We start from the raw sequence: 21,736 nt of genomic DNA on the forward strand, positions 1-21,736 counted from the left end.
CCCACGCGTTCCCATCTCGAACACGACCGTTAAGCCCTCCAGCGTCGATGGTACTTGAACCGCAGGGTTCTGGGAGAGTAGAACGTTGCCAAGCACAATGAGAAACCTTACAAGGAGAAATCCTCGTAAGGTTTTTTTGTTGATATCTGCTGCCGCTTCCTAGGGCTCCTTAATAGCCCAACTGAAAAGGTAAAATTAGAAGCACTCCCCGGTATATAAGGCGGAAACGGCAGAAGTGGCTGATTTAATTGAAATTAGATGAATTTGTTACATCTAATTTCGCTAATCTGAGCATTGGAGCATAATTACTTGCACTTTTTTTAGTATCAATGGGAAATGCGAAACTTAAGAGCTCATCTTTTGAGGGATCTGCAGTTTTAGATGAGCCGTATGTTGCACTCTATACAACATAAAAGTCTAATTCCGCGGAAAAGCGTGCTCCCGTTGCACAAAATACAACCATTTCGCCAGAATGGCCGGCAATAAGGGCATTTCTGCCCAAAACGTTGTATAAAGTACAACGAGGTGGCGATCTCGCACTATTTTAAAGTGATATAAATGTACAAAGTACATCATACACTGTGCGAGCAGCGACAGCATTACATCACCCATCAAGTGATAACTAACGGTAGAGGGCATAAGTTAGCCCCCATACTACAAGTCTGCAGGTTACTAAGGGAGAGATTTCCTAGAGTAGAGTCCAAAGGTGCTAAATAGGTTGTGTCATTTTTACAAAAGTGGGGATAGAAATGAAACAAATATTTAAACTTATATTACAATAAGATGATATGTAACTTTGATGTACCCCATATTTGTGCACATATAGATGTAGAAGGTGCTGCAAGAGACAGGAGTGATACGAGTGGGAAATACATACGTCCAGATCGGAATGGCGATGCTCAGGACGGGGATTTTGGGATATGGCGGCGGTCCGTCGATTGTGCCGTTGATCCGCTATGAAGCAGTGACGCGTTTTCAATGGATGAAGGATGAGGAGTTCATGGAGGTGCTGGCGATAGCGAATACGCTCCCGGGACCGATTGCAACGAAGCTGGCTGGGTATCTGGGTTACCGGCTTAAAGGATCTGCTGGAGCCATAGTTGGGGTACTGGCGCACATCGTGCCTACCTGCGTGGCAATGGTTGGGTTGTATTCGTTTATTCAATTTTTTAGCACGTCGCACGTGATTAAAGGAATGATAGCCGCCGTTGTGCCAATTGTGGCAGTGATGCTGGGGGTTATGGCGTACGAATTTGGCGAGAAAGCCATTAAGGGACTGGGCTGGGCGGCAGGGATTACTTTTTTTGTGGTCTCTTTCTTGCTGCTGCAGACGTTTTCCGTGCATCCGGCGATTGTTATTTTTCTGTTCCTCCTATATGGTTCATTCCATCATAAGCTTAAGGATAAGTGGAAGAAGAGGCAGCTGGGGACAGGTGAGGACGTATGATGGAATGGTGGCATTTATTTGTTAGTTTTTTTCTAGCCAATGTGTTTGGATACGGAGGAGGACCTTCCTCGATACCGTTGATGTACCAGGAAATTGTAACAAACCATGCTTGGATGAATAGCAGTGAGTTCTCTAACATGTTGGCACTGGGAAATGCGCTGCCGGGACCGATCGCCACGAAAATCGCCGCATACGTCGGTTACGAAATCGGTGGGTGGATCGGAGTTCTGATCGCTGTGGCGGCAACGGTGGTTCCGTCCATTATTGCGCTCATTATTTTATTGAACATCCTGCAGAAATATAAGCAATCTCCAGTGATTAAAGGCATGACACTGCTTGTTCAGCCAGTGATCGCGATCATGATGGTGCTGGTTACGTGGAGCAGCTTGGTGGAATCTACTAAGGCGATAGGATACCTTCAGTTTTTTGGTATTGCTGCGGTTGCATTCTTCCTCATTCAAAAAAGAAAGATTCATCCTGCTTTTGTAATTGTTGCCGGTTTCGTGTATGGCGGCATTTTTCTTTCATCATAATAGCCGAGAATAGCTAGGGGCTGCGCCAAGGTCTGTAAAGACGTTTTGGCGCAGCCCCTTTTAGTTTTACGTGAGATAAACTGACACATTATTTGGTGAAAAGCACAATGCGGGAGGCATTTTTCGTGAGTAGCCCTAATATTATGTGATGTTAATTGACGCACATTTCATCTGAACCGTATAGTGAGAGAAATGGATAGTAGTATGGAGCAGCAGCAGATCCTTCATGGGAGATGCTGTTTTGAGCATATACGGCAAGCCTAGGAGGGATGCGCCCTGAAGAAAGAGGAGCAATATTCTGTCGAGATGATCCAGATTATGAAGCAGTTTGGCTCTGTTATCGCTAACGATCATGTTGATTTTGGGGCGAGAGCAGGAGAGATTCATGCGCTGCTTGGGGAAAATGGCGCTGGCAAAAGCACAATGATGTGCATGCTCTCTGGGGTGTATCGTCCAACACACGGGGAAATCCACATCCATGGTGAGAAGGTTCGTATTCGTTCCCCGAAGGATGCCATGCGTCTTGGGATCGGGATGGTGTTTCAGAATTTTCGGCTTGTGCAGACATTGACGGCTGCGGAGAATATTGTGCTTGGGGAGTCCTCCTCATTTTGGAGAGGCCCTCGTTGGCTGGCTAGGAAGTCAGAGGCGATTGAGGCGATTTCGAACCATTTCGGTCTGCCGTTTCCGGTGGATCGGCCGATTTGGCAGTTATCTGTCGGCGAGCAGCAGCGCGTAGAAATTGTGAAGACGCTGTATCGCGGCGCTGATTTCATTATTTTGGATGAGCCGACATCGGTTCTGACGCCAGGTGAGGTCGAGCAGCTGTTCGAAACGCTGAACCGCATGAAGCAGGAAGGCAAAACCGTCATAATGACGACACATAAGCTGAAGGAGGTCATGTTCGCTTCGGATCGGATCTCAGTGATGCGCAAAGGGAAAATGATCGCGACGATGGCGAAATCGGAGACGAACGAGCGAGACTTGGCGCAGCTGATGGTTGGCCAAGAGAGCTTAAACAACCGCACAATTAGGAGAGAAAAACCGCAAGGCAGCGAGATGCTCGCGGTTAAAGGACTGAATGTGTATGCAGACCATGGACGCAAGGTGCTGGATGGGCTTCATTTTCAAATGAAAGCAGGGGAGATTGTCGGGGTTGCCGGTGTGTCCGGAAACGGGCAAAAGGAGCTTGCGGAAGTGTTAACAGGGCTTCGTGCATGGAAAGAGGGCGAAATCCATTTTGATGGCAAGGCCTTACAAAACGGGTCGGTGCGCGGAGCTATCAAGCATGGGATTGCGCATGTGCCGGAAAATCGAATGAAGAGCGGGCTCGCAGGGAGCCTGGGCTCCGTCGACAACCTGCTCATCAAAACGTATCGCGCCCCGGCACGCTCGCGCTTCGGGCTGCTTCGCACAGGGAGCAATCGGAGCTGGTCGCAAAAGCTTATTGAGCTTTTTGATGTGAAAACGCCGGGAATTGACACGCCTATTCAGTTCCTGTCGGGAGGCAATCAACAAAAGCTGCTGCTTGCCAGGGAGATAGACCTAGAACCGAAGCTGATGGTTGCTGTGCACCCGACCCAAGGGCTCGATGTAGGCGCAACAGCCGGCGTGCATGCACTGCTGGAGGATTTACGCAAGAAGAGGCGCTCTGTACTGCTTATTTCAGAGGATTTGGATGAGATCTTGCAGCTGGCTGACCGAATTCTGGTCATGTACGGCGGACGCATCGTAGGCAATATTCCCCGGGAGGAAGCGAACCGCGAATCGATTGGCATGCTGATGGCGGGGTCAGAGGAGGAGGATGCAGGATGAGTGAACAGCAAACAGCTGGAATCATTCCGTTAGAGACGAAGGACCTCAAGCGGGAATCGGGCTTTCGCCTGCCGTATCGATTCGAGATTGATCCAGCGGGTCGGGAAAGCCCGTGGTGGGTTACAATTGTATCCATCGTTTTGGCGCTGGCAGCATGCGGTATTTTTATAGCTTTGAACGGGATGAACCCGATTACGGTATATGCCAAAATGTTAAAAGGGGCCTTCGGCTCTTCCTTTGGTGTGACGGAGACGTTGGTTAAGGCCATTCCGCTGGTGCTTTGCGGCTTAGGAGTATCCATCGCGTACCGGATTTCTGTGTGGAACATCGGGGCTGAGGGGCAGTTTTTGGCTGGCGCGATGGCGGCTACAGCGGTAACGATTTATTTTCCGCATCTGCCGATGTACATGTCGCTTCCTTTCATGGTCGTATCAAGTATTGCTGCGGGGGGGTTATGGGGGCTGTTGACATCGATTCCGAGGATCTATTTTCAAGTCAATGAACTGATTACCTCGCTCATGCTGAATTATGTGGCTTTGCTTGCTTTAAATTATGCCGTTTTCGGTCCATGGAAAGATCCGAAGGGCTTTAACTTCCCGGGCTCGCCAATGTTCACCGCGGCTCAGTCATTACCGACATTCGGCGTTTCGCGGCTCCATTTGGGCATTATTTTTGCCATAATCGGGGTGCTGCTCTATGCATTCATCATTCGTTATACGCGCTGGGGATATGAACTGCGCCTTATTGGAGCAAACGCGGAAGCGGCGCGGAATGCAGGCATTCGGATTTCCAGACATGTGATGGTCGTCATGATCATTAGCGGTGGCTTGGCCGGACTTGCCGGCATGGGGGAGGTATCCGGGGTGGCGCACCGCCTGATGTACGGGATATCTCCGGGGTATGGCTACACAGCGATTATCGTAGCATGGCTGGCAAAGCTGAATCCGCTTAGTCTGGTGGTTTCGTCGGTGCTTTTTGGCGGGCTGATTGTCGGAGGGTACAGCGTGCAAACGATCGGCCTCCCGTCCTCGATTTCATCTATGATTCAAGGAGCTATCCTGTTTTTCCTGATTGCCGGCGGTATGGCTGGGAAATTTCGCATTCGCCGCAATAGTTGAACAGGTTAGCGCCAGATAACGAATAAAACATAGATGACAAGAGAGAGGGGCTGAGAAGAGTTGGACATTATTTCGCAAATCATCGTTTCTGCCATTTCATCGGGGACGCCGCTGCTTCTGGCTGTATTGGGCGGGATTCTGATCGAGAGGTCCGGGATCACCCAATTGGGAGCCGAAGGACTTATGCTGATGGGAGCGGTAACTTCATGTCTACTGTACATATACACTGGGAATTTACTAGTGGCTATTCTCGCTGTACTCGCCGTAAGTGGCATGTTGGGGCTGCTGCATGGGGTTCTCTGTGTTTCGCTGTATGCCAATCAGGTCGTTAGCGGGCTGGCGATGACGATATTCGGCTCGGGACTTAGCGCATATTTGGGGAAGCCAGTGAGCGGTCAGCCGCTGACCGGAGCGGTGCCCAAGCTTCATTTCACTTGGCTGGAGAGCGTGCCTTTTTTCGGGAAAATTTTTGCCCATTTGGATCTGTTTACATGGTTTAGCTTTGTGCTGGTGATCGTGATGCATCTATTTATCCACCGTACCTCGTGGGGGCTTCATCTGAGAGCGGTAGGGGATAATCCTGCAACCGCCGATGTTATGGGCATTCCGGTTATCGCGATTCGCTACGGCTGTATCATCATCGGCTCGATGCTGATTGGTCTTGGCGGAGCAGATCTGCTGCTTGTGTACACGCCCACATGGAATGAAGGGATGACGTCAGGGCGCGGATGGATCGCGGTGGCGCTCATCATTTTTGCGAGGTGGAACCCGATTCGCGCCTTGGTGTGCGCATACTTCTTCGGGGTGCTCGACATTCTGGGGTTCCGTGCCCAGCTGCTTGGCAGTCATATTCCTTCGTATTTTCTGAAAATGATACCGTATATCGTGACCATACTCGTGCTGATGTTCTTAGGCTGGCGCAGCCGCAATAAGCCATCCGGTGCCCCTGAAGCGCTGGGCGTTCCTTATATCCGGGAGCAGAGATTGTAAGGCAAAGTGGAGGATGCATAAATGTGTGAACATGAGAATCGCTTGCCCTATTTAAGAAGATGCATTGCCATGATGGGTGATGGCGGTACTTTTTTAGTGAGAGAAAGAGGTAACTACAGGGCGCTATTTCACTGAAGATAGTTCTGTATGCCAGTGAAGGGGAACGGGGGGGCCGCTATTTCCTCAATTCGAGCAGCAATTTAGTTGTTTGAGGTAATATAAGGGCCTATAGTTCCCCCTAAACATGAGAATCGTTGCATTTTAGCTAAGTTGAGGAATGAGGTTCCTCTTGTAAGTTAGGGGGCGTAAAAAAAGCTATTAGGGGAAGATTTCTTGTCCCTAGTGGCTTTTTTTGCAATTTCACAAAAAAAGTTACGGATGTTATGAAAGTTTACAAACTTCTTTCATATAAATTGACCCATAGGGATGGTGGATCTACAATGAAACAAATCTTGATCAAGAATGGTTAACATTTACATAATCATCGAGGTGATAGGTAGTGACGCTAACGCTGCAGCAAGTGAATGAAATGACACAAGATGGGTTTGTCGATGCCTTCGGTCCCTTGTTTGAACACTCTCCTTGGGTAGCGGAGCGTACGTGGAGCTCGAGGCCTTTTGCAACAAGACAGGACCTGATTAGCAGCCTTGAACGGGAGGTATGGCGTGCGGACCAGGAACAGCAGTTGGCTCTGCTCCGAGCGCACCCAGATTTGGGAACGCGCGTTCGAATGACAGATCATTCGGTACAGGAGCAGGCTGGAGCCGGTCTGAATCAACTTTCTCTGGAAGAATATGAGCAGTTTATTCAGCTTAACAAGTTGTACACAGATGCTTTTCAGTTTCCGTTCATCATGGCGGTTAAGGGGCAAACCAAGGAAACGATTCGCGAAGCGCTGAGTCATCGAATTCATCGAGAGGTGGAGGAGGAACGGATCCAGGCTTTGCAAGAGGTTTGCAAAATCGGGCGGTTTCGCCTAGAGGCATTGCTAGTCAACGAAGCGGAGGGAAAGCGATGAAGAACGGATCAGAGAGAATCATGTACTACGGAAAAGGTGACGTATGGGTGTACAGGTCCTATGCTAAGCCGCTTACGAATCTAACGCTAATACCTGAATCGGGTTTTGTTGGCAGAGACAATGTACTGTTTGGGATGAATATTAAGGTGGCGGTTAGCGGAGAAAAGTTTATCACTTCTTTCACCGAAGGGGATAACACGATGGTTGTGGCCACGGACTCCATGAAAAATTTTATCCTGCGTAAGGCCGGAGAATATGAAGGCGCAACAGCTGAAGGATTTCTTGCATTCGCAAGCCGTAAGCTGCTAGAGACCTATCCTCAGATGACAGGCGTGAAAATGACAGCTGACCAAGTTGCTTTCGATGTTCTGCCAGTCCCGGGAGCTAAAGGATTCGAAAACGGTAATTTGGTATACCGGTATTCGCAAAACGAGCATCCGACAGCTAAGGTGGAAATCGCTCGGACGGAAGAGGGTACCGCTATTTTAGAGCATGAAGGCGGTATTGCAGACCTGAAGCTGATCAAGGTGATAGGCAGCTCCTTTGCGGGCTTCGTACGAGATGAGTATACGACGCTTCCGGAATCTTATGACCGCCCGTTATTTATTTTTCTCGATATAGCTTGGAGCTATGAGGCGGTGGAGGATGCTCTGGACTCGGATTTGGGTCGCTATGTGGCCGCCGAGCAAATTCGGGATATCGCGCATACCGTATTTCATGAGCAGCATTCCCCTTCAATTCAAAATCTCATCTACCGCATCGGGCAGCGCGCGCTGCAAAGGTTTCCTCAACTCAAAGAAATTCGCTTCGAATCGAATAACCGGACATGGGAGACGATTCTGGAGCAAGCCACAACAGGCGAAGGAAAGGTGTTCACAGAGCCTAGGCCGCCGTATGGTTTTCAAGGCTTTTCGATGACAAAGCGTGACCTGGAGGGCCTATGAGCGCTGGACTAACAACGCACGTTCTGGATATTAGTCTAGGCAGACCTGCCAAAGATGTACGCATTGAGTTATACCGTCTTCACGAGGGGCGGTCAGAGCTGCTTCGCGCAGAGGTTACGAATGCTGACGGGCGGCTGCGGGGGCCGATGCTAAGCGGGGAAGAATTTGCACCTGGTACGTATGAGCTGGTCTTCCATGTCGGTGAATATTTTCGGGGAGCTGGCATTGAGCTGGCAGATCCCCCTTTCCTGGATCAAGTGCCGATCCGGTTCGGCGTTGCAGCAGCAGACAGCCATTATCATGTGCCGCTGTTGATTGCGCCTTGGGGGTATAACACCTATAGGGGAAGCTAGCGGCAAGTCGTTTGGCAGAAAGCATTGCCATTGCTACATAAAGGTTCCGAGGAGGGATTTCGCATGGATAAACAGTTTGACCTCGTGATTCGCAAGGGAACCGTTGTCCTCGAAGAGGGATTGAAGCAGTTGGACATCGGGATTCTAGGCGGTAAAATTGCTGCGCTAGGCGAAAACCTCTTGTACTCGGAGCATACGCCTGTCTATGAGGCAGAGCATCTGCATGTTCTGCCTGGCATGGTAGATGCACATGTGCATTTCAACGAACCTGCGCTTGGCCACTGGGAGGGGTTCGTCACAGGTTCGGCAGCGCTTGCGGCGGGAGGATGCACGACTTATATCGATATGCCGCTCAATGGCGTTCCTCCGACAGTGAGATTAAGTGCTCTTGAACGAAAGCTGGAAGCGGCTGAAGGACAGTCCTTGATCGATTATGCGCTGTGGGGTGGATTGGTCCCCGGCAATATTGAAAATCTGCAAGAGCTGGCGGAAGCCGGTGTCATTGGATTTAAGGCCTTCATGTCCTGTCCCGGAGGAGAAGGGGAAGATATATTCGCTGAGGTGGACGACCACACACTCTTTAAGGGGATGCAGGAAATTGCGCGCCTTGGGCTTGTGCTCGCACTTCATGCCGAAAGCGAAGAGATCGTGTCCAAGCGAGCTGCTAAGGCTCAGGAGGAGGGCAGGCGAGGAGCGCTCGACTTCGTTGACACGAGACCGATTGCGGCGGAGTTGGAAGCGGTGAACCGTGCGCTTTACTACGCGGAGCAAACGGGCTGCAAGCTGCACTTCGTGCATATCTCCAGCGCGGAAGGAGTGAAGGCCATCACGGAGGCGAAGGCCAAAGGGCTGGACGTCACGGTAGAAACGTGCCCGCATTATTTGGCTCTGACCAACGAGGACTTGGTGCAGCTAGGGCCGGTAGCGAAGTGCGCCCCTCCTCTGCGCACGGCAGGAGATCAAGACCGGCTGTGGGCGGAGCTCTTGGCCGGACGGCTCGACATTCTAGCTTCGGATCACTCCCCGTGCCCAACGTCAATGAAGCAGGGGGATTTCTTCGAAGCGTGGGGCGGCATCTCCGGGGCGCAGAGCTCCATGGAGTTGATGCTGGATGAAGGACATCTTCGCAGAAATGTGCCGCTGCCTGAACTGTCGAGGATGCTGTCGCTTGAGCCTGCCAAGCGTTTTGGGCTGTATCCTCGCAAAGGGGTTATTGCGGTAGGCGCTGATGCCGACTTCGCTTTGGTCGATATGAATATGAGCTATACGCTGCAGACGAATGACCTGTTTTACCGTCACAAGCATAGTCCCTATGTGGGGCGGACGTTCGGATGCCGGGTGATGGCGACATTCAATCGCGGAAGCAGGGTGTATGAGCTTGGCGAAGGGGTTGTTAGCCATGCCGGGGGGACGTGGTTACGTCCTGCCGTTAATGGTGGAGGTGAGGCTGGTGGCTAAGCGGATACCGAGTTCCCTCGATCTGCTGTCCCAATTCGGAGAGCGAATGCTCGAAGTGCTGGAGGAGCTTTCCTTGTACGGGGCCGACCCGGAGGGGGGAGTGACCCGGCTGCTTTACACAGAGCCATGGCTGCAGGCGCAGCAAGCGCTTGTTAGCAAGATGCAGCAGCTGGGGCTGGAAGTCGGCTTTGACGCAGTTGGCAATGTGTTTGGGAAATTGCAAGGTAATGAGACGGCCTTGAAGCCGATACTGACAGGGTCGCATATCGATACGGTCAAAAATGGCGGCAAATATGACGGTGCATACGGCGTCGTCGCCTCGATGATGGCGCTTGGTTATTTGAAGGCGGCTTACGGGGAGCCGAGGCGAACGCTGGAAGCCGTTTCGTTCTGTGAAGAAGAGGGAAGCCGATTCCCGCTGGCTTACTGGGGCTCGGGGCATGTCACTGGCGCAAGGCCACTGACGCTTGCCGCCGAGATTGCGGACCACGCTGGCATTACCTTGCTGGAGGCCATGCGGCAAGCAGGCTTCGATGCGGCGAATTTGGGAGAACACCCGGCTAAACGTGAACAGATCGGCGGTTATTTGGAAATTCATATCGAGCAAGGCTCTGTCCTTGCGTACAAACATAAACAAATTGGCGTAGTAACCGCAATCGTGGGTCAAATTCGATTGACTGTACATGTAACAGGCAGCTCCAATCATGCGGGGACGACTCCGATGAAGATGCGCAAGGATGCGCTAGCCGGAGCGGCTGAAATGGTGGCGCTAACGGAACAAATGGCTCTTGAAGCAGGAGAGCCGCTTGTTGCTACTGTTGGGCGGTTGGAAGTGAAGCGCGGAACCTCGAATGTGGTGCCGGGAGATGTGATGTTTACGCTCGATATCCGGCATACTGACGAGCCGGAAATGCGAATGTTTTGTGTAAGGTTGCTAACAAAGCTCGAGGAAATCGCGATGCGAAGAGGGCTTACTATAGAAACGGTTCAAAATTTACACGCTTCGCCTGTGGCTATGCATGAAGGCATTTCGGCAGCGATTGAGGCTGCTTGCGAAGCAGGCGGATTTCGGAGCATGCGGCTGCCGAGCGGAGCGGGACACGATGCTCAGCTGTTTGGGCCGATTTGTCCGTCGGCGATGATCTTCGTGCCGAGTGTGGCAGGCATAAGCCACAGTCCTGCAGAGTTTACGGAAGCGGACGATCTGGTCGCCGGATTCCAAACATTGGTTCACGTGTTATATCAATATGGCTATGGGGGGAAAGCGGATGAAATTCTATAAGGACTTATCGCCCTCACTGAGAACGATTATGACCCCCGGACCGGTAGAGGTTGACCCACGGGTGCTTCGTGCTATGTCGTATCCGATTCTGGGACAGTTCGATCCGGAATTCACAGATCTGATGAATGAAACGATGGAAATGCTACGCGAAGTGTTCCAAACGAATAATCAATGGGCTTATCCGATCGACGGCACCTCGCGTTCAGGGATTGAAGCTGTGCTCGTAAGTATCATTGAGCCAGGAGACAAGGTGCTTGTTCCTATTTATGGACGCTTCGGTCATCTGCTTGTGGAAATCTCGGAGCGCTGCGGAGCAGAGGTTGTTATGCTGGAGCGGGAGTGGGGCACGGTGTTCACGCCGCAGGAAATCATCGATGCTATCCGCCGGGAGAAGCCGATCATCGTCGCTATGGTCCATGGCGAAACATCCACGGGCTGCATCCAACCGTTTGACGGCATCGGAGCAGCTTGCCGTGAGGTAGATGCGCTGCTCGTTGTGGATGCAGTAGCGACGATCGGGGGCGTCCCGGTAAAGACTGACGCTTGGCAGCTCGATGCGGTCATCGGCGGGACGCAAAAGTGCCTGTCCGTCCCATCCGGAATGTCGCCCGTCACCTACAACGAACGCATCGAAGCGAAGGTGCTCCGCCGTAAGACAATCGAGCGGGGGCTGCGCGAGAAAGGGGCGTCGCTTTCCGGCGTAAAGCCGGTGGCGAGCAACTATTTTGACCTGGGCATGCTGCAGGACTATTGGAGCCCGAAGCGGCTCAATCATCATACGGAAGCGACATCCATGCTTTATGCCTTGCGTGAGGGGCTGCGACTGGTCCTGCAGGAAGGGCTTGAGGTGCGGTTCAAGCGTCATAAATCGCATGAGGCTGCACTGGTTGCCGGCCTTAAGGCCATGGGGCTTACGCTATATGGGAATCCGGACTGCAAACTGCCGGTCGTAACCTGTATCCTTATCCCCGACGGTCTAGACGGAGAGTCTGTCCGTTCCATGCTGCTGAATACATTTGGGATTGAAATCGCCAGTTCATTCGGACCGCTGAAGGGGCAAATCTGGCGAATCGGAACGATGGGCTTCAGTTGTAATCAGAAAAACGTGCTCCATGTACTAGGTGCTTTGGAAGCTGTTCTCCTCTGGCATCGTGCCGATGTGAACGTCGGCAAGGCGCTGCAAGCGGCTTTGCACCAATATGCTCATGCAGAGGAGGAACAGCCATGTTAAACATCATGCCGCGAGCGGAACGTGCGATGGTTGCCACGCCTCATTATTTGGCGAGCAGTGTGGGGAGTGCGATTTTGATGCAGGGGGGCAACGCGTTTGACAGCGCGATTGCCGTTAGTGCGGCACTGGGTGTTGTTTATCCGCATATGACAGGTATCGGCGGTGACGCTTTCTTCCTGATGTATGATGCAGCTACAGGCACTTATACGGGCTTCAACGGAAGCGGGAAGTCGGCAGCACAGACGACGCCAGATTTTTACCGGGCAAAGGGCTTGCAGACGATTCCGCAGAGAGGGATTCTGAGCGCGATCACCGTGCCGGGCATGGTGGATGCCTGGTGGCAAGTATGGGAGAAATACGGCAGACTGCCGTGGGAAAAGCTGCTGGAGCCGGCGATTGCTTATGCGGAAAAGGGATTTCCGATTTCTCGCAATTTAAGCTTTTGGATGAAGAAGGATGAAGCGTTCATTCGGGCTTCGGAACAGCTTAGCGCGCTCTATATGGCCAGCGGTGAGCTTTTGAAGGAAGGGGATCGGCTGATTCAGAAAGAGATGGCCGGGACACTCCGCCAGATAGGGCGGGAAGGCCGAGATGCCTTTTACAGCGGCGCTGTCATGAAGAAGATGGTGGAAAGTATTCAGCGGGATGGCGGATTGCTGCAGGAGGCGGATTTCCTGAGCTGCGCAGGAGAATGGGTGGAACCGCTCTCAGCGACTTATCGAGATTATGAAATTTTTCAAATGCCGCCGAACTCACAAGGGTTCACAGCGCTAATGATGATGAATATGCTAGAAAACATAGAGGTAAGCGCGATTCCTAGAGCATCAGCTAATTTTTACCATATTATGTCGGAAGTGATTAAAAAGGCGTTTAAAGACCGCGATCTGTACTTAACCGACCCTCACTTCCGGGAGATCCCGCTGGAGCGGCTGCTGTCCAAGGCTTATGCTAAGGAGCTTTGGCAGGCTATACAAGCGGAGCCGTACAAGGTAAGTGAATACTTGTCTCCGGCGATCGGCCAGGATACAGCTTATGCGGCTGTTGTTGACGAGGAGGGCAACTCGGTTTCTTTTATTCAAAGCTTATATTTCGACTTTGGTGCTGCTTATGTGCCGGGCGGTACGGGGATTATTATGCAAAATCGCGGCTCGTTCTTCTCGCTGGACTCTGCTTGTGCCAATGCGCTAGAACCGGAAAAAAGATCGTTTCATACGTTAATGCCAGCGATGGTCAGCAAAGAAGGTAAGCCTTATATGCTGTTTGGCACTCAAGGCGGTGAAGGACAGCCGCAAACGCAGCTTTCCATTCTGACTGGTGTGCTGGACTATGGATTGTCCATTCAAGAAGCGATATCACTGCCCCGTTGGGTATACGGACGTACGTGGGGAGAAGACGGGGATGCTTTGAAGCTCGAGCATCGGTTGGATGACCAGGTATATGCCCGGCTTAAAAGATGGGGACACCGGGTTGAGCCCGTGAACCCTTGGGATGGCATTATGGGGCAAGCGCAGGGAATTGTTAGGGATGAGCGAGGATTTCTGTGCGGTGCTGCTGATCCTCGGGGCGATGGTTTAGCTATCGGCTGGTAAAACGATAATGCCATATAAGCGAGGTGCGGTGAGTGATGGAGGCCTATGACATTTTACAAGCGGTAGAGCGTCAAGTCCAGTCGATTGTGCTGGCGACGGTTATTTATGTGGAAGGTCACGCTTACCGTAAGCAAGGGGCGATGATGCTGCTGATGGCGGATGGAAGCTCGGTGGGGAGCATATCTCCCGGCTGCCTGGAAGCCGATCTATCCGGTTATGTGCCCCTAGTCGGGGAATCGCAGAAGCCGCAAATGATCGAGTATGACATGCGGCCTGCCGACGATTTCGGTTGGGGCGAAACGATCGGGTGCGGCGGGCTAATTCGCATCCTGCTGGAGCCGGTGACAGGCGAACTGCTTGTTCACCTGCTTGCTACCAAAGCGGCCCTGGATCGCGGGGAAGCCATGCAATTATCTCGAACGTTCGTTCAGGGATACTCCGATATACAGTATAGGTCGTGCTTTGTGGTTGGAGCGGTTTCTGCCGATGGACTTTCGTCACCCTCTGAGTATGTCTACACGTTTAGGCCCAAGCCGAGAGTCGTTGTGTTCGGGGCGAATCAAGATGCCATCCCGCTTGCGAGGCTGGCTGCGGGCAGCGGATTTCGCGTCGTGATCGCGGATTGGCGTGATGCTTATTGTACGGCAGAGCGGTTTCCCGGCATGGAGACGGTTGTAGCTTTCCCAGGGGCTTTACTTGAAAAGTTAAAGCTGACGGCTGAGGATTATGTCGTCGTGATGAGTCACCAGTTCGATAAGGATGCCGAATTCGTGCGCGGAGCGGTGAAGTCGAGTTTGCGTTATCTTGGCATTATGGGCTCCAGAACCCGATCCGAGAAGCTGCTGGATGGTGTGGAGCGCCCTGATTGGGTCCATTATCCGGTTGGCTTGAATATTGGCTCGGAAGGTCCTGTTGAGAACGCAATCAGTATCGTAGCGGAATTGATTAGCGATAAGCGCGGTGTTCGAGCCAGTGGAGGGAGGAATTCCTCTGCAGCATCAGGGCGTAATATCCAAGGGTGCCGCCCATGGTGAAAAGGAGGAAGCGGAAGATCGTCGGCGTCTATTTGGCAGCGGGCAGCTCCAGACGGATGGGGACGGCGAAGACGTCCTTGGAAATAGCGGAAGGCGTGAGGCTAGGCGGAGTCGCTCTTCAGCAAGCTCTTCATTCAGAGCTGTACAGCGTGATTGTTGTCGCGCGTGAAGTCGACGCGTTGGATTGGCTTCCAGCATCCGCTCAAACGCAGATCATGCTGGGCCGCTGCCGCATTGCCGTCTGTCCCGACGCGGAATGCGGGATGGCACATTCGCTGCGCACGGGCATTCAGGCGGCCATAGAGCAGGGCGCAGAGGGCATCATGGTTTTGCTGGCGGATCAGCCATTTATCGATGGGCCTATGCTGTTTGGTCTTACGAAGGCATTCAATGAAGATGCAGGGTATGATTATATCGCCAGCGGGGATCAGGGAATACCGAAGCCTCCGTTAATCATGGGACCGGGGATGTGGTCTGAGGCAACTGCTTTGGAAGGGGATGTCGGGGCGCGTTCCTTGTTTCGTTCACCTCAGTACCGTGGGCGCATCATCGAGGAAAAACAGCTCAAATTCATGGATGTAGACACAGCAGAACGATATGAAGAGGCGAAAAAAATATTCGCACACAACTTCATGTCAATTTAAATAACATATTTGAGTTGAAAAGTGCATTATTACTAATGATGCGCTATTTTTTTATACAAAAACACAAAATCATGTTAAGTTAGTTGACTCTTTTTTTGGGAATTGTTTATAGTTGATCTAATTTAACTACGGATCATTTATGGGGGATCGACGTTTCTAGATGAAGCTGAGGAGGTTTTGTTCATGTCAGTTCCTTTGTACCAGCTGCCAGAGCAGCAGCCTTCAGTATGGCAGCCGACGAGTGTAGAGGAAGCCATGCAATTAAAGCACAAATGGGGAGACAACTCGGTGCTGATCTCCGGCGGCACATGGCTCCGTACACGTTGGGAAAATGGCCTTTCATCGCCTCCGCAGCACTTGATTAGCCTTGCTCGAATTCCTGCTCTTGCCGGATTAACCATTGACAATCTAGGTCATGTTCATATAGGTCCAGCGCTGTGTTTGGCAGATTTGATGGATAATGAGTTGATGAGGCAGCGATGCGGGCTCTTGGTGCAAGCTTGCTCCGAGATTGCAGCGCCCTCCGTACGCAATTTGTCGTCAATCGGAGGCAATGTAATGACACGTACAGGAGATCTCATTCCTGTCCTGTTGGTTATGGATGCGCAGGTAGTATGGTCGGATGGACAGAAAGAACGCGAGCTGCCGCTGAAAGAGTGGCTGGAAGGTCCGCATTTTACATCCTACGAGATGATGACAAGAATTGTAGTGCCAACCTCGGAGCCGGAGCAGGTGAGTGCGGAGATGGCAGATAAGGGGCATTCCTACGAGTTTTATTTGAAGGTAGGACGCAGAGAAGCGTTTACCCCATCTGTTGTAACGGTTGCCGGCAGTTTAAGAATAGAAGCGGACGGCACTCTTGCCGCTATTGCTTTGAGTGCAGGCGGCGGGAGCGCCGTTCCGGCAAGATTCAAAGAGCTGGAGGATGCGGTAACAGGCAAGCTTTTATCCAAGGAAGTCCTGCAAACCTTGCACAAGGGAGTGTCCGATGATTTCGATGCTGTAGCTGATGATTACGCCGGTGTTGCTTACCGCAAGATGACGGCGGCGAATCTGATCGTGTCCGAATGCTATAAAGCTTGGCGAAAAGGGGGCGGGGCCTATGCTCCTAGGTCGTGATACGTATGCTAAAAAATGGATCATTCGCCCCGACGGTGAAGAGAAGGTAACCGGAAAGCTTCAATATCTCACGGATTTAACGGCGCCGGGCATGCTGCATGGGAAGGTGCTGCGAAGCAAGCATCCGCATGCTTGGATACTCTCCATTGATACAAGTAAAGCCAAGGCGACTATCGGTGTCCGTACTGTCATAACGGCGGAGGATGTGCCGGGCATGAATTTGTTCGGCATTGCCTTTCCGCATCAGCCTGTTTTATGTCACGATCGAGTTCGTTATGTTGGAGATGCCGTGGCGGCTGTTGCTGCGGATACGGAAGAGATCGCTGAGTACGCCCTTAGCTTGATCGAGGTCGTTTATGAGCCCCTGCCGGTTGTAGATAATCCGGAAACAGCGCTGGATGAAGGTGTCGTTCTTCTGCACCCCGACGGCAACTTACTGCATAGAACCTTTCTAAAGCATGGCGAGGCCGAATTGCCCTTTGAACAGTGTGCTCACATCGTAGAGGAGACTTATTATACGCCAAGGCAAATGCACACGTACATGGAAACCGAGGGCGGGCTGTTCGTTCCGGAGAAGAATAGCCGGCTGACGGTGTACTCGCCAACACAGCACGGCTACAAGGATCGAATGCAGTTGGCACGTATTCTTGCTATGGAAGAAGGGCAGATCCGCGTAGTTTCCAGTCCGATCGGGGGATCGTTCGGCGGGAAGGATGAGCTTAACGTGCAGCCTTTCGGTGCGTTACTTGCTTTGAAGACAGGTGCGCCGGTCAAAATGCACAATTCCCGCCGTGAATCGGTCATTTCCGGCATCAAACGGCATCCGATGCGGATAGCCATGAAGACAGGCGCAGATGAAAGCGGACGCCTTATCGCACATCAAGTCAGCATCCTTGCGGATACCGGCGCTTATGCAACTTTGGGCTGCGAGGTGCTGAATTTTGCAACTGAGCATGCCATTGGGCCATATCAGATTCCGCATGTCGACGTACAAGGGACGAGTGTTTATACAAATAACGGCGTATCCGGAGAATTTCGGGGGTTCGGCGGCAATCAGGTGATCTTTGCCGTTGAAAGCCAGATCGAGCGGTTGGCTGAAAAGCTCGGGATGGATTCCTGGGAGCTGCGCAAGCTGAACCTGCGCGCTCCAAACGATCCTGGTCCGATGGGCCAGGAGATCGTGGCGACTGAGGGCGCCAGCCAAGTGTGGAGCAAGGTGCAGGAATCACCGCTCTGGGCGAAGCGGGGCATGCCACAGGTCAGTAGCAGTGAGCCGTGGCTGCGCCGGGGCATCGGCGCCTCGATGGTGATGCATGGCGCCGGGCTCGGCCTCGGCATCCCTGATCACTCCGGCGGGCGCATCGAGCTTACGCCGGAGGGCAAGATCCAGGCCTCCTTCGGCTTCGAGGAGTTCGGGCAAGGGCTTTACGCAGCGCTTACGCTCATGCTGCAGGATTGCTTCGGCTGCGCCGCTGATGACATTCGCATCGTCATCGGCGATACCGACCGCGTGCCGAGCAGCGGCTCGAGCACGGCGTCCCGCGCCACCACGATGATGTGGCGCGCGCTGCAGCGGCTGAAGCCGCCGTTCGTGCAGGCGCTGCTGGAACAGGCGGCTGAGCTTACGGGCGCTGCCGCTGATGAACTGACAACCGGCGCAGGCGGAATTCATCGCAAGGGTGATGAGCCGGGTCAGCCGGTTGTGACGTATGCGCAGTTGGCGGCGGCTGCCGAATCGGCAGCGAAGCCGATTCTTGCGCAGACGGCGTTCGACTACCCGACGACGCCGGCGGGGCAGGTCGGTGCGCATTATTTGTACTCCTACGCAGCCGTCATCGTGGAGGTAGAAGCGAACATACTGACAGGGAGGGTGAGGGTGATTGCGACCGATCACGTGATCGCAGCAGGACCTGTCATTAATCCGATGGGTTTCCTCGGACAGATTGAGGGCGGCAGTGTTATGGCGCTCGGGTACACGTTGACCGAGGATGCCGTTATGCAGGAGAGTGCCTATTTACGGCACAATTTGGACACGTATTTAATCCCTACTTTCAAAGATAGCCCGCAAACGATTCGTGTAGAAGCAATTGAAGATTTACCCGAGGGCGATACTTTCGGCCCACGCGGGGTTGGCGAAATCGGCAGCGTCGGACTGGCGCCGGCGATTACTGCAGCGGTTCGGCAGGCAGCCGGGATCTGGGTGAACCGGCTGCCGATTTCACCAGAGCTCATCGTGCGGTCCATCGATTGGTTAGAAGGGGTGGAGGCCATTGATTAATACAACGTATGTGCTGGAATGTTCCATTAACGGAAAGGATATTGCGATTCCGGTTCCTGCATCCAAGCGGATGTCGGATATTTTACGGGATGACTTGCGTTTAACCGGAACCAAAGTTGCTTGTGAGATTGGACGCTGCGGCGCCTGTATGGTGCTGCTTGATGGGAAGCCCGTAAATGCTTGTCTGCTAATGGCGTATCAAGCGGTAGGCAAGCGGGTGACCACCATTGAGGGGATATCCGGAGGAGAAGCGCTGCATCCTGTTCAACAAGCGATGTTAGAGGAGGGAGGGCTGCAGTGCGGTTATTGTACCGCAGGGATGGTCGTCACGCTAACGGCCTTGTGGAGCAAAAATCCCGCCCCAACGAGGGCGGAGGCCGAACAGGCGCTGTGCGGCAATTTATGCCGCTGCACGGGGTATGTAGGTATTTTCAGAGCGGTAGAACGATGTGGTTTGCCGGTAAAAAGAGAGGGGTAGAAGCCATGATGCCAAAAAAACTGATGTTGTCCTTAACTGCTATCTTCCTAGTGATCCTATCTGCTTGTTCCAGTTCATCCACACCAACGACGAGCACCACGACAGCACCAGTAGGCTCCCCTGCGGCAGCACCAGCTGCAAGTGCGCCCCCGTCCCAAGCGGAAAAAAAGCTCCCTAGAGTGGCCTTTGTCTATATCGGTGTGCCCGGAGACGGCGGCTGGACTTATGAGCATGATCAAGGACGCTTGATGATGGAGAAAGAGCTGGGCATCAAAGCGACTACTGTCGAAAATATCCCCGAAGGTCCTGATGCGGAGCGGGTTTTCGAAGAGCTGGCACAGAAGAACGATATTATTTTCGGAACCTCTTTCGGCTATATGGACCCGATGTACAACGTGGCGCAAAAGCACCCGAACGTGAAATTTCTGCACGCGACAGGCTACAAAACACTGCCTAACATGGGGACGTACATGGGACGCGAGTACCAAAGCGCATACCTTGTCGGCATGGCGGCGGGTAAATTGACCAAAAACAATCATATGGGCTATGTTGGCGCCTTCCCGATTCCGGAAGTTATTTATACCATTAATGCTTTTACGCTTGGCGCACAAAGTGTGAATCCGAACGTGGACGTGTCGGTCGTGTGGAGCAACACCTGGTTCGATCCGGCAACCGAGAAGCAAGCAGCGATTTCCTTGTTGGATAAAGGCGTGGACGTGCTGGCTGCTTATCAAGATTCGCCTGCCGGGATTCAAGCGGCTGCTGAGCGCAAAGTGTGGGGGATCGGCAATGACTCCGACATGGGCCGATTCGCACCGGATACGTACATTTCCAACCCGAAATGGAACTGGGGCCCTTACTACGTGCAAACGGTGAAAAGTGTAATGGACGGCACATGGAAATCCGATGCTTATTTTGGAACCATGAAGGACGGCATTACAGATATCGCGCCGCTTGGCAAAAATGTGCCGGACGACGTCAAGGCGCTTATCGAAAAGAAAAAGCAAGAGATTTTGGCAGGGACCTTTGATGTGTTTCAAGGCCCTCTCGTAGATCAGGATGGTAAAGTCAGGTTCGAGCAGGGCAAAAAAATGACAGATGAAGAAATTCTAGGCACGACTTGGTTTGTTAAGGGCATTAAAGGTGTCATTCCAAAATAATGGGAAAGGCTGTGAAGGCGATGACGATACAAGATAGCACTCTTCTTGACGAATGGCATCCGGTATTGTTGTCGTCGGCTCTGACGGACCGACCGGTTGCTGTTGTAGTACTGGGTGAAAAAGTAGCTGTTTTCCGCACCTCTGACGGCGTTCACGCCTTCAAAGATTTGTGCATTCACCGGGGCGTCCCACTCTCGCTGGGCAAAGTAAAGGGAGATGAACTCGTGTGCGCCTACCATGGCTGGTCTTATAACGGCTGTGGGACCTGTACGCGAATCCCTTCACTGCCTGCTAATCGTGCTATCCCCTCGAAGGCAAAAGCGTTCGTCTACCATTGTGTGGAAGCGCACGGATTTGTTTGGGTTTGCTTGGGTGAACCGGTAGGTTCGCTGCCGAAAGTAAGTTCCTATATTCCCGCAGGCTTCAAAGAAGTATGGATGGGCCCGTATACCCTGCAGGCTGCAGGACCTCGCATTATCGAAAACTTCCTCGATGTCTCCCACCTCATGTTTGTTCATGAGGGAATGCTGGGCGATAGTGAATATGCCGAAATTGGCGATTACCAGGTGCATGAAGAGGACGGCGTCCTCACCTCGGAGGAGATTGTCGTCTACCAGCCCGATCCGGATGGAACAGGGCGTGGGGTACATAGCCGTTATGTGTACGAAGTGTATGGTCCGCTAAGTGTCGCGTTTACTAAAAGAGACCGGGATACGGATCAAATTTTCAGGTTGTTCCTCATGGTGCTGCCGGAAACTGAGCAGCGAAGCCAAGCCTTCATGCTTAAGCAGAGGAACTATGCGTATGAGGAAGCGGATGACATTTTCATCCGGTTCCAGGATCTGCTGATCGAGCAGGACCGCGAAATGGTCGAAAATCAGAAGCCGGAGCTGCTGCCGCTTGATTTGCAGGCCGAGCTGCATTTGAACACGGATCGACTGAGTATTGCGTATCGCAAACGGCTAAGGGAATTGGGCGTCACGTTTGGGACGGCATAGTGTGGTTAAACGAATAGGCTATCGAAAGGGGCGGGAATGGCCTTTTCGGTAGTCTTTTTTTATGAAACGTGTGTGGGAACTACGGTCCGTTATTTTTGCAATTTGCAGCCGTTTGGACGTCGAGAGGTAACTATGGTACGCTATTTTGCCGATTTTGGCGAAAGTGCGGGGGATTTGAAGAAATAAGGCCCTGTAGTTCCGTTTGCACCGTGAGATAAGCGGTATTTGCCAAAATAGCGGACTCATA

At 52.4% G+C, this 21,736-nt stretch carries 19 protein-coding genes and 1 rRNA gene; all 20 read left to right on the forward strand.

The window, feature by feature from the left end:
• Positions 1-94 (forward strand): 5S ribosomal RNA (gene rrf, locus J2Z65_RS27370); the annotation flags it as partial.
• A 768-nt stretch (positions 95-862) separates the two neighbouring features.
• Positions 863-1,447, forward strand: a complete 585-nt coding sequence (chrB, locus tag J2Z65_RS27375) for a chromate efflux transporter ChrB (RefSeq protein ID WP_483406965.1) — start codon at positions 863-865, stop codon at positions 1,445-1,447.
• A complete protein-coding gene (chrA, locus tag J2Z65_RS27380; protein WP_275691096.1) occupies positions 1,444-1,980 on the forward strand; it encodes a chromate efflux transporter ChrA in 537 nt (178 codons plus the stop codon). The genes chrB and chrA overlap by 4 nt, the downstream gene beginning before the upstream one ends.
• Before the next feature lie 306 nt (positions 1,981-2,286).
• On the forward strand, positions 2,287-3,795 hold the full coding sequence (locus tag J2Z65_RS27385; protein ID WP_167068930.1) for an ABC transporter ATP-binding protein: 1,509 nt from the start codon (positions 2,287-2,289) through the stop codon (positions 3,793-3,795).
• Entirely contained in the window at positions 3,792-4,913 is a 1,122-nt protein-coding gene (locus J2Z65_RS27390) for an ABC transporter permease (RefSeq protein WP_167068927.1), read from the forward strand. Before J2Z65_RS27385 ends, J2Z65_RS27390 begins: the two co-directional genes overlap by 4 nt.
• 60 nt (positions 4,914-4,973) lie before the next feature.
• Positions 4,974-5,903 (forward strand): ABC transporter permease, encoded by a 930-nt coding sequence (locus J2Z65_RS27395; protein ID WP_167068924.1) that lies wholly within the window; start codon positions 4,974-4,976, stop codon positions 5,901-5,903.
• Between the two features lie 499 nt (positions 5,904-6,402).
• Entirely contained in the window at positions 6,403-6,921 is a 519-nt protein-coding gene (gene uraD, locus J2Z65_RS27400; protein ID WP_338111833.1) for a 2-oxo-4-hydroxy-4-carboxy-5-ureidoimidazoline decarboxylase, read from the forward strand.
• The gene (gene pucL / locus J2Z65_RS27405) at positions 6,918-7,865 is read left to right on the forward strand and encodes a factor-independent urate hydroxylase (protein WP_167068921.1); all 948 of its coding nucleotides are present in this window, start codon (positions 6,918-6,920) and stop codon (positions 7,863-7,865) included. The genes uraD and pucL overlap by 4 nt, the downstream gene beginning before the upstream one ends.
• Positions 7,862-8,218, forward strand: a complete 357-nt coding sequence (gene uraH / locus J2Z65_RS27410; protein ID WP_167068918.1) for a hydroxyisourate hydrolase — start codon at positions 7,862-7,864, stop codon at positions 8,216-8,218. The genes pucL and uraH overlap by 4 nt, the downstream gene beginning before the upstream one ends.
• A 63-nt stretch (positions 8,219-8,281) precedes the next feature.
• Positions 8,282-9,676, forward strand: a complete 1,395-nt coding sequence (locus tag J2Z65_RS27415) for an allantoinase (protein ID WP_167068915.1) — start codon at positions 8,282-8,284, stop codon at positions 9,674-9,676.
• The gene (locus tag J2Z65_RS27420; RefSeq protein ID WP_338111832.1) at positions 9,669-10,958 is read left to right on the forward strand and encodes a Zn-dependent hydrolase; all 1,290 of its coding nucleotides are present in this window, start codon (positions 9,669-9,671) and stop codon (positions 10,956-10,958) included. The genes J2Z65_RS27415 and J2Z65_RS27420 overlap by 8 nt, the downstream gene beginning before the upstream one ends.
• Positions 10,945-12,189 (forward strand): pyridoxal-phosphate-dependent aminotransferase family protein, encoded by a 1,245-nt coding sequence (locus J2Z65_RS27425; protein WP_167068911.1) that lies wholly within the window; start codon positions 10,945-10,947, stop codon positions 12,187-12,189. Before J2Z65_RS27420 ends, J2Z65_RS27425 begins: the two co-directional genes overlap by 14 nt.
• Positions 12,183-13,778, forward strand: coding sequence for a gamma-glutamyltransferase (gene ggt, locus J2Z65_RS27430; protein WP_167068908.1), 1,596 nt, complete (start codon positions 12,183-12,185; stop codon positions 13,776-13,778). The genes J2Z65_RS27425 and ggt overlap by 7 nt, the downstream gene beginning before the upstream one ends.
• Positions 13,779-13,813: 35 nt before the next feature.
• The gene (locus J2Z65_RS27435) at positions 13,814-14,812 is read left to right on the forward strand and encodes an XdhC family protein (protein ID WP_167068905.1); all 999 of its coding nucleotides are present in this window, start codon (positions 13,814-13,816) and stop codon (positions 14,810-14,812) included.
• Complete coding sequence (locus J2Z65_RS27440) at positions 14,806-15,456, forward strand: nucleotidyltransferase family protein (protein ID WP_167068902.1); 651 nt, start codon at positions 14,806-14,808, stop codon at positions 15,454-15,456. Before J2Z65_RS27435 ends, J2Z65_RS27440 begins: the two co-directional genes overlap by 7 nt.
• Before the next feature lie 183 nt (positions 15,457-15,639).
• Complete coding sequence (locus J2Z65_RS27445) at positions 15,640-16,575, forward strand: FAD binding domain-containing protein (protein WP_167068899.1); 936 nt, start codon at positions 15,640-15,642, stop codon at positions 16,573-16,575.
• The gene (pucD, locus tag J2Z65_RS27450; RefSeq protein ID WP_167068896.1) at positions 16,559-18,853 is read left to right on the forward strand and encodes a xanthine dehydrogenase subunit D; all 2,295 of its coding nucleotides are present in this window, start codon (positions 16,559-16,561) and stop codon (positions 18,851-18,853) included. Before J2Z65_RS27445 ends, pucD begins: the two co-directional genes overlap by 17 nt.
• A complete protein-coding gene (locus J2Z65_RS27455; protein WP_167068893.1) occupies positions 18,846-19,331 on the forward strand; it encodes a (2Fe-2S)-binding protein in 486 nt (161 codons plus the stop codon). Before pucD ends, J2Z65_RS27455 begins: the two co-directional genes overlap by 8 nt.
• A gap of 5 nt (positions 19,332-19,336) precedes the next feature.
• On the forward strand, positions 19,337-20,491 hold the full coding sequence (locus tag J2Z65_RS27460) for a BMP family ABC transporter substrate-binding protein (RefSeq protein ID WP_240160092.1): 1,155 nt from the start codon (positions 19,337-19,339) through the stop codon (positions 20,489-20,491).
• A 20-nt stretch (positions 20,492-20,511) separates the two neighbouring features.
• Positions 20,512-21,489 (forward strand): aromatic ring-hydroxylating dioxygenase subunit alpha, encoded by a 978-nt coding sequence (locus tag J2Z65_RS27465; protein ID WP_167068890.1) that lies wholly within the window; start codon positions 20,512-20,514, stop codon positions 21,487-21,489.
• Positions 21,490-21,736 lie beyond the last annotated feature (247 nt).

It is taken from the genome of Paenibacillus aceris (genome assembly GCF_017874035.1).
Lineage (GTDB): Bacteria > Bacillota > Bacilli > Paenibacillales > NBRC-103111 > Paenibacillus_E > Paenibacillus_E aceris.

Bases quoted from the DNA above. Each gene is read 5' to 3' on its own strand.
- chrA (WP_275691096.1), top strand. From the start codon at position 1,444: ATGATGGAATGGTGGCATTTATTTGTTAGTTTTTTTCTAGCCAATGTG.
- J2Z65_RS27385 (WP_167068930.1), top strand. From the start codon at position 2,287: ATGATCCAGATTATGAAGCAGTTTGGCTCTGTTATCGCTAACGATCAT.
- J2Z65_RS27390 (WP_167068927.1), top strand. From the start codon at position 3,792: ATGAGTGAACAGCAAACAGCTGGAATCATTCCGTTAGAGACGAAGGAC.
- pucL (WP_167068921.1), top strand. From the start codon at position 6,918: ATGAAGAACGGATCAGAGAGAATCATGTACTACGGAAAAGGTGACGTA.
- uraH (WP_167068918.1), top strand. From the start codon at position 7,862: ATGAGCGCTGGACTAACAACGCACGTTCTGGATATTAGTCTAGGCAGA.
- J2Z65_RS27415 (WP_167068915.1), top strand. From the start codon at position 8,282: ATGGATAAACAGTTTGACCTCGTGATTCGCAAGGGAACCGTTGTCCTC.
- J2Z65_RS27425 (WP_167068911.1), top strand. From the start codon at position 10,945: ATGAAATTCTATAAGGACTTATCGCCCTCACTGAGAACGATTATGACC.
- ggt (WP_167068908.1), top strand. From the start codon at position 12,183: ATGTTAAACATCATGCCGCGAGCGGAACGTGCGATGGTTGCCACGCCT.
- J2Z65_RS27435 (WP_167068905.1), top strand. From the start codon at position 13,814: ATGGAGGCCTATGACATTTTACAAGCGGTAGAGCGTCAAGTCCAGTCG.
- J2Z65_RS27440 (WP_167068902.1), top strand. From the start codon at position 14,806: ATGGTGAAAAGGAGGAAGCGGAAGATCGTCGGCGTCTATTTGGCAGCG.
- J2Z65_RS27445 (WP_167068899.1), top strand. From the start codon at position 15,640: ATGTCAGTTCCTTTGTACCAGCTGCCAGAGCAGCAGCCTTCAGTATGG.
- pucD (WP_167068896.1), top strand. From the start codon at position 16,559: ATGCTCCTAGGTCGTGATACGTATGCTAAAAAATGGATCATTCGCCCC.
- J2Z65_RS27460 (WP_240160092.1), top strand. From the start codon at position 19,337: ATGATGCCAAAAAAACTGATGTTGTCCTTAACTGCTATCTTCCTAGTG.
- J2Z65_RS27465 (WP_167068890.1), top strand. From the start codon at position 20,512: ATGACGATACAAGATAGCACTCTTCTTGACGAATGGCATCCGGTATTG.